Raw genomic sequence first — 12,865 nt, forward strand, 5'->3', positions numbered from 1 at the left:
TTATAATGAAAGAGACCGACATGACCAATAATGAAACACAAAAACTTGAAGCCGTGATGTCCAGCTTTGCCACCAATGCCAGCCCTGGCGTGGTTGTCAGCGTGCAGCGCAACGGCACGACGCTGCTGCGGCGCGGCTATGGTCTGGCCAGTCTGGACTCAGGACTGGTAAACACCCCCACCACCAAAATGCGGATAGGGTCGACGACCAAACATTTCTGCTGCGCGCTGGCGCTGATGTTGCGTGATGAAGGTAAACTGTCCATAGATGATCCCGTTGCCCGCTGGTTGCCAGAGCTGCCGGAATCACAGGGTAGCCGTACCATACGGCAGTTGATGACCCATACAGGCGGCATGCGCGACTATCTGGATTTGTCGCTGTTGTCGAACGGCCTGACGGTGGTGCCAGCCGAGGCTGCCTTTGATTATCAGTGCCGCCAGCAGGAGGAAAACTTCGAGCCAAACGCGCAATTCATCTACAACAACGGCGGCTATCGCTTGTTGTCCATGGTGATAGAGCGCGTACTTGACATGCCACTGGCACAGGCCATGCATGACTATCTGTTCCAGCCGCTGTCCCTGTATGACACCAGCCTGTGGGCCACAGACCTGGACCCCTTGTCCGGCAGCGCCACGACGCATCTTGCCCATCCCGCTGGCAACTTCACGAAAAGTCAGTTCCCCTCCGTCATCCTGGGAGAGGGTGGCATCGCTTCAACGCTTGATGACATGCAGCGCTGGCTGCATCACCTGGTTTCACCGAGCCTGTGGTCGCGTGCCGTGTCCGACGAAATGTTGATGCCAACCCGCTTGTCGAATGGCTACGTCAACCCTTACGGTTATGGCTTGATACAGGAAAGCTGGCGCGGCATTCCGGTGCTGCACCATGCCGGTGGTGTGGTTGGTGGCTCTTGCCAGATGCTGGCTGCGCCGGAGCACGGCATCGGAGTCATCGTGATGACCAACCGCAGTGACCTCGGCGCGCCCGATATTGCGCAAAAACTGCTGTTCAGCTTGCTGGAAGATGAATTGACGGCCGATGCCCTGCCCGCTGATCCGCAACTGGTGGAAAGCCTGGGGGGTGATTATTACTGTGCCAGCAGCGGCCGCTACTTTGCCATAGAAAGACGCGATGACAGCCTGTTTCTGATCAACTTTGGCATGCCGCTGCCGTTGCTGCAGGCTGAGCACAACAAGCTGCGCGTCAACCTGTTGTCTATCCTTGTGCTGGAGATCGAGGCAAGTCTGGATGCCAGCGGCAGTGTCACCGGCATCAAGGTCATCGAACAGGGGACGACCCATCTTTGCGAACGCGTCGCCGCGCCGGTCAAGGCTGCCAGCATCATCACCCCGTTTTCCGGCAACTGGCGCTGTGACGAAATGGGGGCTGATGTTGTGGTGGAAAAGGTGGTAGAAAATGCGGCCAAAGACAGTGAGCAAGGCTTGCTGCGCATCGCCGGGCTGTATGGCCGCAATGTGTTTAACCTGCAGCCTTTGCGCGAAGATGTTTGTCTGTTGATCAGCCGTGATCCACACCTGCCCATGTTTGGCACGCTGCGACTGGGGAAAGGTGCAGCAGGCCAGCGCGAACTGGTGCTGGACACTTCGCGCACCCGCCAGTTGCGTCTGCAGGAGTGCCCTGTACATGGCTGACACGTCCTTGCCAACACGTTCGCTGACGGCCGCCTTTGGCGCAGGGACATTTGGTTCTACGCTGAGTTCTGGCGTTGTACCTCTCATGTTCCTGTTTTATCTGACGGAATTCGCCCATGTGCCCCCTGCACTGGCAGGCGTGCTGCTGGCCATCCCCAAAGTAAGTGACGTGCTACTCGATCCGTGGATAGGGCGGCGCACAGATAGCTGGGCACACCGGCTTGGTAGCCGTGGCGCACTTCTGGCCTTCACAACCTTGCTATTGCCAGTGTTGCTGATACTGCTGTTTATCCCGTTTGATAGTCTGGCATTGTCATTGCGGGCTTTCCTGATCGGCGTGCTGCTGGTGGCGCAATCATTGCTGCTGACGGTTTTTTCGGTGGCGCATACCGCATTGGCCGGAGACATTACCGACACCATGGCCGGTCGCAGCACACTGATGGCGGCACGTGCACTGGGACAGACATTTGCCGGCCTGCTGGTTTCCATACTTGCCCCGCAACTAGTGGCCGCCATGGGGGCTGGCAGCACCGGCTACCTGGGCATGGCGGCCATACTTGCCTGTGCGGCTCTTCTGGCACTGGGACTGTGCTGGCTGGCGGTGCGCCGCATTCCCCTGCGTACCGGCATGGAAGCCAAAGCTACCGTACCATTGCGGCTGGCTTTGCAGCATACCCTGCGCAACCGCAGGTTCTACTGCGTCGTGCTTATCCTGATCACACTGGGAGCTGGTTCTACTGCCTTGTTTGCCGCTCTGCCTTATGCCAACCAGCACCTGCTCAAAGCCGGGCCGCAAAACCTGTCGGCACTGCTAACGCCGATTTTTGTCGCGCTGCTGGCTGGTGTATCGGTCGCACCGACGCTGGCACGCCGCTTTCGTCCCAACACCGTCCTGACCGTGGCGCTGCTGCTGGCTTTCGTAGGTAGCATCTGGTTTGCCGCCGGGCCACGTGAGAATGGCGCGATGATCGCTGGTGGCTTGTTGTTTGGCTTTTCCTTTGGTGTACTGACGGTGCTGATTTCAACACTGGCCATCGAAGCGGCGACCAGTTCATCAAGCCAGGGTGAGAGTCTGGGATTGTATCTGGGCATCCTGTTTTCTGCCGAAAAACTGGGCCAGTCCCTGGGTGGTATCGCGGTGGGTTTTGGCCTTGAATGGGTGGGGTCGCTGCAAGGCACACCGGCACCTGCTGCGCTGCAAAGGCTGGCTACCTTATTTGTCGGGGTGCCTGCCGCGGCCCTGCTGGCTGCGCTATTGGCGTTGCTGGCATTGATGCTGCTGGCAGTGCGCAAGGGTACTCAATCAAACAAGGAATACCAAGCATGAACATCTTTACATCTGCCCTGTTCACAGAAACCAATACCTTTTCCGCTTTTCCCACCACGCTACAGTCCTTTGAGGAACTGGGGATCGTACGCGGCCCGGTCGCCGACGATGCGCTTGGGTCCGTCGGCCCCGTGCTGCAGCAATGGCGTCGGCTGGCAAACGAGAACGGCGACACTGTGCATGAAGGACTTTACGCCATAGCACAGCCTGCCGGTATTGTAGAAGCAGAAGCGTATCAGAAATTACGCAGCGACATCCTGGCTGCACTCGAACTTGCCATGCCTGTCGACATGGTGCTGCTGTTACTGCACGGTGCCATGGTGGCCGACGGCGTCGACGATTGTGAAGGTGACCTGATCGCAGCGGTACGTGCCCGCACCGGCCCTGATTGCATTATCGGCGTTAAGCTTGATCCCCATTGTCACATGACCCCTGCCATGACCAATGAAGCCGATATCATTATTCTGATGCGCGAATATCCGCATACTGATTATAGAGAGCGTGCAGTCGAACTTTTCGAGCTATGCCGGGCAGCAGCAACAGGTGCGACAAGCCCAGTCATGGAAGTCGTTGACTGTGCCATGGTCGGTTTTTATCCCACCACGGCACAGCCTATGCGCAGCCTGGTTGATGCCCTGGCTGATGCCGAACGCCAACCAGGCATACTGTCTGCAAGTTATGTCCACGGATTTCCCTGGGGCGATGTGCCGGATGCTGGCACCAAGGTGCTGGTGGTGGCAGATCGCGACCGCATTGCTGCTGCATACACTGCGCAGGAACTGGCACGAGCCTTGTACCAGGCTCGCCATGAACTGTTGCCACACCTGGAAAGCGCTGCGCAAGTGCTTGATCCCTCACCTGCCGGTCCGTTCCCGGTAATTCTGGCTGATGCCGGCGACAACCCGGGCGGTGGTGCGCCCTGCGACCATACCGGCCTGCTCTCCGAATTATTGCTCCGGCCAACACTGCGCTGTGCTTTTGGCATGCTATGGGACCCGGCTGCCGTTGATGCCTGTCATCAGGCAGGCGTAGGCGCTGTCATTGAGCTGGCCATAGGTGGCAAGGTCAGCCCTGCCTCTGGCACCCCACTGCAGCTTACGCTGACCGTACGCGGCCTCAGCTTGCAACATAGCCAGCAAATTGGCACCTTGACCGACCCGCTTGGACGGGCCGCCTGGGTGCGCTGCGGTGCAGTGGATATCGTGCTCATCAGTCGGCGACAACAAACCCTGTCACCCACAGCCTTCACTGGCCTGGGGGTGCCATTGCACGAAGCCAGCGTGATTGCCGTCAAATCCAGCCACCACTACTACACTGAGTTTTCGAGATTATCCACCAATTGTCATGTGATAGAGACAGGAGCAGCTTTGTCGATGGACTTCGCCCATCTGCCCTACCGCCGACGTGGCAAAACATACTTTCCGGCACTTGCCAATCCTGCCCCGGAATTGACTTGAATGCCGGCATGGCCTGCATGATCTGGTGCTAGCCTGACCCAGATTGCTTAAAATTGCAGTCAAAGGGTGTCGCTGCTCTGAATTAAGAAAAGGGCAGACACAGTAACAGATACTATTACAACAATACTGGACATTAATTAGTGTACAAGGAAGACATGAACACCAATCAACTGCCCTTCTCCAAATGCCGTCGTAGCGGCCATCTTGTCTTTTTGTCCGGTGAGCTTCCGCTGGATACAGACGGCAGTATTCCCCCTGGTATCGAAGCCCAGACACACCTGACAATGGAACGTATTGGCAGGACATTGTCCAGCGTTGATCTCGGCGTGCAGGATATTATCCAGGTCACCGCCTACCTGACTGATGCTGACGACTTCGCCGTCTTTAATGCCACTTACCAGAAGCACTTCGCCGCCCCTTATCCTGTCCGCACTACCGTGGTCGCGCCTCTGGTGCTGCCTGGAGCCCGGGTAGAAATTACCGTAGTTGCCGAAGACAAGGCGTATTTGGGCACGACACGATGACGAAACGCGAGATTCTGGTAATAGGCGCAGGTATGGTGGGCACCTGCACGGCGTTCGAACTGGCCTTGCGTGGGCATACCGTGAGTTTGCTGGACCGTCGCATGCCAGGCGAAGAAACCTCCTACGGCAACGCAGGCGTGATCCAGCGCGAAGCAGTGGAACCTTATTCCATGCCGCGCAAGCTAGGGTTTCTGTTGGCTGCGGCACTTGGCCGCGACCCCAGCGTCAGCTATCACCCAACTGCCGTGCTGGCCATGCTGCCGCGCCTGTGGCAATACTGGCGTGCCTCAGCACCTGGTCGCCATGCATTCATCAGCCGCGATTACGCGGCACTTATCGCACATGCTACCAGCGAGCATGCCCGCCTGGTGACAATGGCTGATGCGGACACGCTGGTGCAGCGCGAAGGTTTGCGCATCGCATTCCGCAGCAGCATGCCATTTTCTGCAGCACTACAGGATGCCGCCCGCCTTGAACGCCAGTATGGCATAGCTTATCGTGCACTTGACAGTACTGAACTTGCACGCGCAGAACCGGCTTTTCGCACTTCGCTTGCAGGTGCAGTACACTGGCTGGACTCATGGAGCGTGTCTGACCCTGGCAAGCTGGTGGAACGCTATGCCAACCTGTTCAGACAACAGGGCGGGCGTTTCATACAAGGCGATGGCCTGACATTGCGCCAGCATGGCGCTGGCTGGCAAGTCGACAGTAACGAAGGCAGTATTCATGCCGAGCATGCGGTAGTGGCGCTAGGCCCTTGGGCAGAAACCCTTACCCGGCGCCTTGGCTATCGCCTGCCATTGTTCGTCAAGCGTGGCTACCATCGCCACTACACAGGTGGGGGCCAGGTCATGGTCCCCACCCTGGACGCGGAACGGGGCTATGTCATGTCATCGCAAGTCCGTGGACTACGCGTTACAACAGGCGCAGAAATCGCCCGCATTGATGCACGTCCAACGCCACGCCAATTGACACTGGCAGAGCAATCAGCCCGCCAGTTGCTGGACCTTGGCGCACCTGTTGAGTCCACGCCGTGGATGGGAAGTCGCCCCTGTGTCGCCGACATGCTGCCCATCATCGGTGACGCTGGCCAGCACGCCAATCTGTGGTTCAACTTCGGGCATGGCCATCAAGGCTTTACCCTCGGCCCAGCCAGCGCGCGCCTACTGGCGGACCTGATCGACGGAGTACCTCCCTATATCAATGCGCAAGCGTACTCGGCACGGCGCTTCCTGGTGAATTAAGGACGCGTAAAGTGCCACAGACAGAGTTCGACCGCTGCCGACCAGTAGTCGCGTCGAATCCGCCGCGAACTCCAATGGCCCTAGAATGTCTTCCGTCGTGCGGAACGCGATTCTCGTGTGGCCGCTCATAACATCCCAGACGCGGACGTTTCCGCCACAGGCCGATTCCGTCGGAGCTGACGTATGTGATTCGACCATCCTCGGATTGCGCCAAATGTCGCACATAGGAGCCCGCTGCGGACAAAACGGCAAGCGGCTTCTGATCGCTCGTTCGATAGACTATGGCCCGCGATTCCTGAGTGATCACTATGCGGTCACCGCTTGCCGAGAAGCGAATGGATTGTACTGGACCGGGAAGGGTTGAAAGGCGTTTCATACTGCTAAAACCCGGGCCCGATACGAGTTCCACGGTGTGTGAGTTGCGGACGTCTAGCACGTAGTAGGCAATGGCCTCGCCGTCAGGGGAGACGGCCAGCTCCCCCAGTCGGTCGGTCGCGTCGCGAATTGGGATAGTTCGTTTGGGCCGCCGTCCGATAGCTGCGGTCAGCGTCTCGAAGCTGTCCTGAAATACACTATTCTGGCCGTCTGCTGACGTCGCTGCAGCACTTCCATCGCGGACTGCGGAGGTATGCAACAGGCGGCCATTGCTAGCGTCCCAAACCTTTGTCACGCCGTCCCAGCCGTATGTCCGGATGGGCTGCCCATGAGGTCCGATCGAAATGGCGCGGACACCACCTTCCCGATGGCCAGTGTTGACCGACCATCGCAATCGTCCTGCGGGATGCTCGAATGCTTTGAGCTGCCCGGCTCCGTCGGCGGCAACCACTAGCCTACCTGAGGATGAGATTTCGATCACGTCTATAGAATCCTCGGAGACTCGACGTGGCGATGTGCACATGGGTGCGCTAACGGTCGTTATGCAGACATACCCTTCCACGTCGCCGGTCGCAACGACGTCAGAGTGTGGCGTTGTGCCGAGTGCTCTTATTTTGAACCGATGCATTGCAACTGCGCGGATCTCGCGCATCGAGATGGCGTCTCAGAGCACAGCTTTTCCGTCTCTACCGGCCGAAATCAGGTAGCGATCAGTGTCTACAAACCGAGCGTCCTCCATCGCACTGCCACCGTGACCACTCTGCAAGAAAATCTCGGCGTGGTGGTTCGCATCAACAGCGTGCACCAGCCCCGAGAAACCACCCAAAAGCGCGCCGATCATCCATCTCCACTGAAACAACTGCGCCTTCAAGGCAACAGGACTTGCGAGGTTTTTCTTCATAATGAACTTGACGCTTTTTTTCAATGCATAGATGATTGCTTGCATCTTTACCATGAAGTCGACTTGGTGGATACCTAGGCTCGGGTTGTGCAGGAACTTTTGTACTTTGCCAAGAAACCAAGCATCGTAAGCCTCGGCCTCTTCGACCTTAGCAAACTCGGAAGCAATGGGTGATGGAGGAGTGGTCATAAGCTATAAGTCGCACGGGTCTTAGTGTGATGATTTGTATAGCGCTAGTCAACTTGCCACTCTGATGCAAAAAACGCGAGAATCGCCAATGCCAGCGCACCATGACCGCGCTAAACGATCTCGCATGCTGCCCGAGCTACTCTACAACCTGGGCGAGGGATGATGGCACTACGGCGGACAGCATCAGGTAGTTCCCTGCCAAGTGCCAACCACGTTAAGACTAGAAATCGTGATAGTACAATCAGGCTGATCGGTGGGGCAGGTATTCAGTACAAAGAAATAGCCTGTTTCAGAGCCGGTGGGCCCTGCCAATGTCGCCGTGCCTATGTTAGTGTTGACGCTGTTGGAGACGCTGACCGCAATCGTGCCATCGGAATTGGTGGAAAAGTTTGCGGTGATGGAACCTGTCCAAGGTTCAGTTGCACTGCCAGGATAGATGACGACCTGATCGCCTTGCCCAGCAAAATTGCTATTCAACCCATCGCCAGGTCCCCACCGGCTTTCAATGAAATCGACTTCCTGGGTATTCTGCCAATCCTTGCAATATATCCAGAATGCAAGCCAAATGGCGTTGCCGTCCGACATGGTGTAGTTGACCACCTCGAAGTCGAAGGTGATCTGGGTAACTCCACCGGTTCCCAGGAGGAAGTTGCATAAATTATTGGTGCAGATGGTGCGGCAGTCGTCGCCCGCGTTGATGGCGATGCTATTGGCGGTAGTCGTGGTATATTGCAACCAGTCGGGGTTGCATGTGCCACCTGGCTTTCCGTCTGGAGTATTTTGCGTACACCCGACGGTACCCTCATCGCCGCACACACTGCCAGTGAACAGTGTCGGCCAATTTGAGGGCCATTGACTTTGCACGCTGTCACACGGACAGGCGTTGTTGCCCCACGATACATTGGTCTGGATGAAGAGGCCGGCCACCACATTTTCCGCGGCAACATCGCAAACATTGTAGTAATTCGGAGCGCCCTGAATAGAAATCGCAACACCTGGCGTAACATTGACAGTGCCAATGGTTGGGATAATGGAAGACTGCGCAGCGGATACAGTACCCATTACGGTATTGTTCTGCGTAATTTGAATTACGCCAAATGAACTGTAATTTGCGACAGAAATAGAAACAAGATTGTTTGCCATAAATTGCTCCGAAGTGGTTTGCTGGAGGCTGCTGTCTATGATCATAAAGGTATTAGGGTTGACAGATTGATTCTCTTATTCAATTTCTTGGAAGCTTAGGCCGATGCATCCGGCTAGATTGGCAGAGATGATTGAACAACTGTCGTTCCCTCGATGGTATATTTCAAGGCAATAGTCTGACCAAGTTGTGCCGAAATACTGAGTAATGTTCCAATCTGCAAAGCGTTGACGTTGACGCCTGGACAGTGCGACTACTTTTTTAGCATCGATTAAAAATTGACAACTTATTATTATTTAAGTTAGCTATTATTGCAAGTGGCAAAAGGTTAATTTTTTAGTGCCGTTTGATCAGTGACAATTCGCTTCATTCCATGTATCGGAACCAAATTCTAAAAACTCACAGAATATCCAAGTCAGCGAAGACTGCCACCCAGTCATACTCCTGTTCAAATCCCAGTTCTTTCAGATCCAGATGAAGCTGTTTCAAGCTGCGTCGTTGTTTCCGATTTTTACCTGCGTCAGTTTTAAGCCAACTTGAAAGCTGTAATGCATATTTGTCGATCGCACTGGTTGTTTGTCGTTCCGCATAGGTTGGCTCTGTGGCTTCAGAGCGCAAATAGCGCCGGACAGTGTTGCGGAAGATACCCAGTCGTCTGGCGATCTTTCGTAATGGGATCTGGTCACGAATGTGCCAGCGTCGAATAATACCTGGAAATGCCACGTCAATCACTCCTGCTCCCTACTCATCAAGATAAGTAAGATTGTGTGCTAAACGTGGGTCACAATAGATGCAAATTATCCAGTAAAGTGGTGCCATTTTCAGTGCGAATCAACATAGGAGGTTCATCTGTCCAGTAGCCTCCAGCAGTGGTGATCGATCGACTTTGCATGATATCTATGATTTTTTAAATATGCCCCAACTCATAACAAAGCGCAAAAATACTTAGGCATGAAGACAAAAAAATGCCTGCATAGCATGCAGGCACTTCGAAGAACCATAAAAATATAAGTAAAATTAATTAAACTGACTAAAGTCCGGTTTGCGCTTCTGGAAGAAAGCCATGAACGCTTCCTTGGCTTCAGGTGCATTCAGCATGGCAGAGAAGTACTTGTTTTCTTCTGCCATCTTGGTGCTGATGGCGGCTGGCTGGTTGCCTTTCATCAGACGCTTGGTGGCACGTATTGATGCAGCTGGCAATGCCGCGAGTTTGGCGGCTTGTTGCTGGGCGTAAGGCAGCAGTTCTTCGAGCGGCAAGACTTTATTGACGAAGCCCATTTCAAAGGCTTCGGCAGCGCTGAAGGCTTCGCCCAGCATGAGTTTTTCTGCGGCGCGCTGGTAGCCGACGATTTGCTGGAATATCATGCTGGAAGCAAATTCAGGGCACAAGCCTAGCTGGGTAAATGGCATGGAGAGTTTGGCATTCTCGGCAAGGTAAATCATGTCGCAATGCATCAGCAGCGTGGTGCCTATGCCGACTGCAGCGCCGGAGACGGCGGCTATTACAGGCTTGCCTGATTCATTCAACGCCTGCATGAATTGATAGACAGGTGGCACGGCTTCTGGCTCGGCCAGGCTGCGGGCATTTTTCATGAAGTCTTCAAGATCATTACCGGCGGTGAAAATTTCTGGCTTGCCGGTGATGAGAATGGCGCGTACTGTCACGTCTGTTTCTGCATCACGCAGTGCATCTGCCATGGCCTGGTACATGGCCTGGGTGATGGCGTTTTTCTTTTCTGGACGATTGAAGTTAATCGTCAAAATTCCGTTTTCTTTGTGGGTCAGGATATCCATTGTGTAGTCTCTTTTTTATTGATCAAGTAGATTGTGGTGCAGTGTTCAGCCATTGTAAGGCTTGCTGCCAAAGTGTGTTGCGGAACTGTGGACGAAAGAAGCCGAAATGGCCTATGCGTCTGGCATCGACATCTTTAGGATTGATATAACGGCGCTCGACCCTGGCATTGCTGTAATAGTCATGCATGCTGTCTATGCTGCGGCGGCTCATCATTTCATCGTCGGTAAAGCTCATGCAGAGTATGGGCTTGTGGATTTTATGGTGACCGGTTTGCATGGGGCTGCCGTCTTTCTCCACAAAATATTCAGGGCTACGGCACCAGCGTGACCATTGATAAATCACACCCTTGGGCAAATCACCGACCTTGCGCATTTTTTTACCGGGGAAGTAACCCCAGATGCGGGTATACAAAGGTACAAGGAAATACCACATGAGCCAGACAAAGCGTTTCAGCTGAGGTGAATTATCACGCCAGTAGCCACTGCCGCAACCGACTGTCAGCATGCCGTCAATGAGATGATTGTCAGGTACCAGGCCAGGCAATTGTCCGCCGAGGGAGTGTCCGACGATGAGCAGGGGTACATCAGGCTGCCATTCCTTGGCAGTTTTCAGGGCAGCATTGTAGTCACGCTCTGCCCAGATCAGGATGTCGGCATCGAAGCCACGTAATGAATGACGGAATTGTGCAGGGACGGATTCTCCCATGCCGCGGTAATCAAAACTCAGGACGGCAATACCATTCTCTGCCAGAAATTCGGCAAAGGGCTCATAAAAATTCTGCTTCACGCCCATGGCCGCGGGCATGACGACGACTGATTTTATTGTGCTTGCGGGGGTGAATTTTTTTGCTGTCAGCGCCGTGCCGTCAGCAGTGATAATTTGTACCGTCTCCATCATGGCTCCTTCAGACTCGGCCGCTTAAAAAAAACCGCGCAGAAAATACAGTCTGCGCGGTTGTTTTTTGCTCAGGCAAGCAGCTTACATGCGTTCAAAAATACCGGCAGCGCCCATACCTGTACCTACGCACATGGTGACCATGCCGTATTTGAGGTTGTTGCGATGCAGGGCATGGATAGTCGTTGCAGAACGGATCGCACCAGTTGCACCCAGTGGATGGCCCAGGGCAATCGCGCCGCCCATAGGGTTGACCTTGGATGGGTCCAGACCCAGGTCTTGTACCACGGCCAGGGATTGTGCAGCAAAGGCTTCATTCAATTCAAACCAGTCGATCTGGTCTTGCGTGATGCCAGCGGCACGGCATGCTGCGGGGATGGCTTCTTTAGGACCGATACCCATGATTTCTGGTGGTACGCCGCGTACTGCAAAAGAAGCGAAACGTGCCAGTGGCGTCAGGTTGAATTCTTTCAGGATTTTTTCGCTGACCAGGATCAGGGCACCAGCACCGTCGGAAGTTTGCGAGCTGTTACCAGCAGTAACGCTGCCTTTGGCGGCGAATACAGGTTTCAATTTTGCCAGGCCTTCGATGGAAGTATCTGGACGTGCGCCTTCGTCACGGCTGACGGTACGGGTTTTCAGTTCGATTTCGCCAGTTGCCAGGTTAGGCACACGGTCAATGATATCGACAGAAGTTGTCTCAGCATCAAAGTAACCAGCGTTTTGCGCAGCGATGGCACGTTGGTGCGATTGCAGGGCAAATGCATCCTGTGCTTCACGGGATACTTTCCATTGCTGGGCCACTTTCTCTGCTGTCAGACCCATGCCGTAGGCCATGCCTACGTTTTCGTCTTTCAGGATAGCCATGTTCATCGATGGATTGCTGCCCATCATAGGCACCATGGACATGGATTCAACACCGCCAGCAATCATCACGTCAGCCTGGCCAACGCGGATGCGGTCTGCGGCCATCGCAACGGCAGTGATGCCGGATGCGCAATAACGGTTGATGGTAACGCCACCGATAGTGTTAGGCAAACCGGCCAGCAAGATACCCATACGTGCCAGGTTCAGGCCTTGAGCGCCTTCAGGGAAAGAGCAACCGATGATCGCATCTTCAGCCAGCTTGGGATCAAGATTAGGTACTTGTGCAAAAGCGGATTGCAGTACACGCACCAGCAAGTCATCAGGGCGGGTGTTACGGAACATGCCACGACCAGATTTGCCGATCGGGGTACGGGTAGCAGAGACGATGTAGGCGTCTTGGAGTTGTTTAGTCATTTTTGATTACCTCAATTCGTTAAGGTCAGCTCAGGCTTACTCTTCAAAAACCCCTCACCACAGAGGCACAGAGACACAGAGGAAA

The 12,865-nt window shown here is 54.8% G+C and carries 11 protein-coding genes; 5 read left to right on the forward strand and 6 right to left on the reverse strand.

Translation table 11 applies throughout. The annotated features are described in order from the left end of the window. Positions 1–20 precede the first annotated feature (20 nt). From DFR42_RS12695 to DFR42_RS12725, 5 genes are all read left to right on the forward strand, one after another. Positions 21–1,652, forward strand: a complete 1,632-nt coding sequence (locus DFR42_RS12695; protein WP_170133502.1) for a serine hydrolase domain-containing protein — start codon at positions 21–23, stop codon at positions 1,650–1,652. Further along, positions 1,645–2,979, forward strand: a complete 1,335-nt coding sequence (locus DFR42_RS12700; RefSeq protein ID WP_110255335.1) for an MFS transporter — start codon at positions 1,645–1,647, stop codon at positions 2,977–2,979. Before DFR42_RS12695 ends, DFR42_RS12700 begins: the two co-directional genes overlap by 8 nt. Next, positions 2,976–4,436 carry a M81 family metallopeptidase gene (locus DFR42_RS28990; protein ID WP_170133503.1) on the forward strand — a complete coding sequence of 487 codons (1,461 nt, stop codon included), beginning with the start codon at positions 2,976–2,978 and terminating at the stop codon, positions 4,434–4,436. Before DFR42_RS12700 ends, DFR42_RS28990 begins: the two co-directional genes overlap by 4 nt. Positions 4,437–4,591: 155 nt before the next feature. Continuing rightward, on the forward strand, positions 4,592–4,960 hold the full coding sequence (locus tag DFR42_RS12720; protein ID WP_110255338.1) for a RidA family protein: 369 nt from the start codon (positions 4,592–4,594) through the stop codon (positions 4,958–4,960). Next, on the forward strand, positions 4,957–6,204 hold the full coding sequence (locus tag DFR42_RS12725; RefSeq protein ID WP_110255339.1) for an NAD(P)/FAD-dependent oxidoreductase: 1,248 nt from the start codon (positions 4,957–4,959) through the stop codon (positions 6,202–6,204). Before DFR42_RS12720 ends, DFR42_RS12725 begins: the two co-directional genes overlap by 4 nt. A gap of 1,039 nt (positions 6,205–7,243) precedes the next feature. Here DFR42_RS12725 and DFR42_RS12735 read toward each other — a convergent pair. The 6 genes from DFR42_RS12735 to DFR42_RS12760 form a co-directional block, all read right to left on the reverse strand. Beyond that, positions 7,244–7,669 (reverse strand): hypothetical protein, encoded by a 426-nt coding sequence (locus DFR42_RS12735; protein ID WP_110255341.1) that lies wholly within the window; start codon positions 7,667–7,669, stop codon positions 7,244–7,246. Between the two features lie 183 nt (positions 7,670–7,852). After that, positions 7,853–8,812 (reverse strand): hypothetical protein, encoded by a 960-nt coding sequence (locus DFR42_RS12740; protein ID WP_146218838.1) that lies wholly within the window; start codon positions 8,810–8,812, stop codon positions 7,853–7,855. Positions 8,813–9,209: 397 nt separating this feature from the next. Then, entirely contained in the window at positions 9,210–9,533 is a 324-nt protein-coding gene (locus DFR42_RS12745; RefSeq protein ID WP_110255343.1) for a hypothetical protein, read from the reverse strand. A 294-nt stretch (positions 9,534–9,827) separates the two neighbouring features. After that, positions 9,828–10,604, reverse strand: coding sequence for an enoyl-CoA hydratase (locus DFR42_RS12750; RefSeq protein WP_110255344.1), 777 nt, complete (start codon positions 10,602–10,604; stop codon positions 9,828–9,830). Positions 10,605–10,626: 22 nt separating this feature from the next. Next, positions 10,627–11,499: an alpha/beta hydrolase family protein gene (locus DFR42_RS12755; protein WP_110255345.1), complete on the reverse strand. Its 873-nt coding sequence runs from the start codon at positions 11,497–11,499 to the stop codon at positions 10,627–10,629. Between the two features lie 84 nt (positions 11,500–11,583). Further along, a complete protein-coding gene (locus DFR42_RS12760) occupies positions 11,584–12,780 on the reverse strand; it encodes an acetyl-CoA C-acyltransferase (protein ID WP_110255346.1) in 1,197 nt (398 codons plus the stop codon). Between the last annotated feature and the right edge of the window lie 85 nt (positions 12,781–12,865).

Origin of the sequence: Undibacterium pigrum (assembly GCF_003201815.1) — a bacterium.
GTDB lineage: Bacteria > Pseudomonadota > Gammaproteobacteria > Burkholderiales > Burkholderiaceae_D > Undibacterium > Undibacterium pigrum.

Coding starts and splice junctions, on each gene's coding strand:
- DFR42_RS12700 (WP_110255335.1), top strand. CDS start 1,645: ATGGCTGACACGTCCTTGCCAACACGTTCGCTGACGGCCGCCTTTGGC.
- DFR42_RS12750 (WP_110255344.1), bottom strand. CDS start 10,604: ATGGATATCCTGACCCACAAAGAAAACGGAATTTTGACGATTAACTTC.
- DFR42_RS12740 (WP_146218838.1), bottom strand. CDS start 8,812: ATGGCAAACAATCTTGTTTCTATTTCTGTCGCAAATTACAGTTCATTT.
- DFR42_RS12755 (WP_110255345.1), bottom strand. CDS start 11,499: ATGGAGACGGTACAAATTATCACTGCTGACGGCACGGCGCTGACAGCA.
- DFR42_RS12725 (WP_110255339.1), top strand. CDS start 4,957: ATGACGAAACGCGAGATTCTGGTAATAGGCGCAGGTATGGTGGGCACC.
- DFR42_RS12695 (WP_170133502.1), top strand. CDS start 21: ATGACCAATAATGAAACACAAAAACTTGAAGCCGTGATGTCCAGCTTT.
- DFR42_RS12720 (WP_110255338.1), top strand. CDS start 4,592: ATGAACACCAATCAACTGCCCTTCTCCAAATGCCGTCGTAGCGGCCAT.
- DFR42_RS12735 (WP_110255341.1), bottom strand. CDS start 7,669: ATGACCACTCCTCCATCACCCATTGCTTCCGAGTTTGCTAAGGTCGAA.
- DFR42_RS28990 (WP_170133503.1), top strand. CDS start 2,976: ATGAACATCTTTACATCTGCCCTGTTCACAGAAACCAATACCTTTTCC.
- DFR42_RS12760 (WP_110255346.1), bottom strand. CDS start 12,780: ATGACTAAACAACTCCAAGACGCCTACATCGTCTCTGCTACCCGTACC.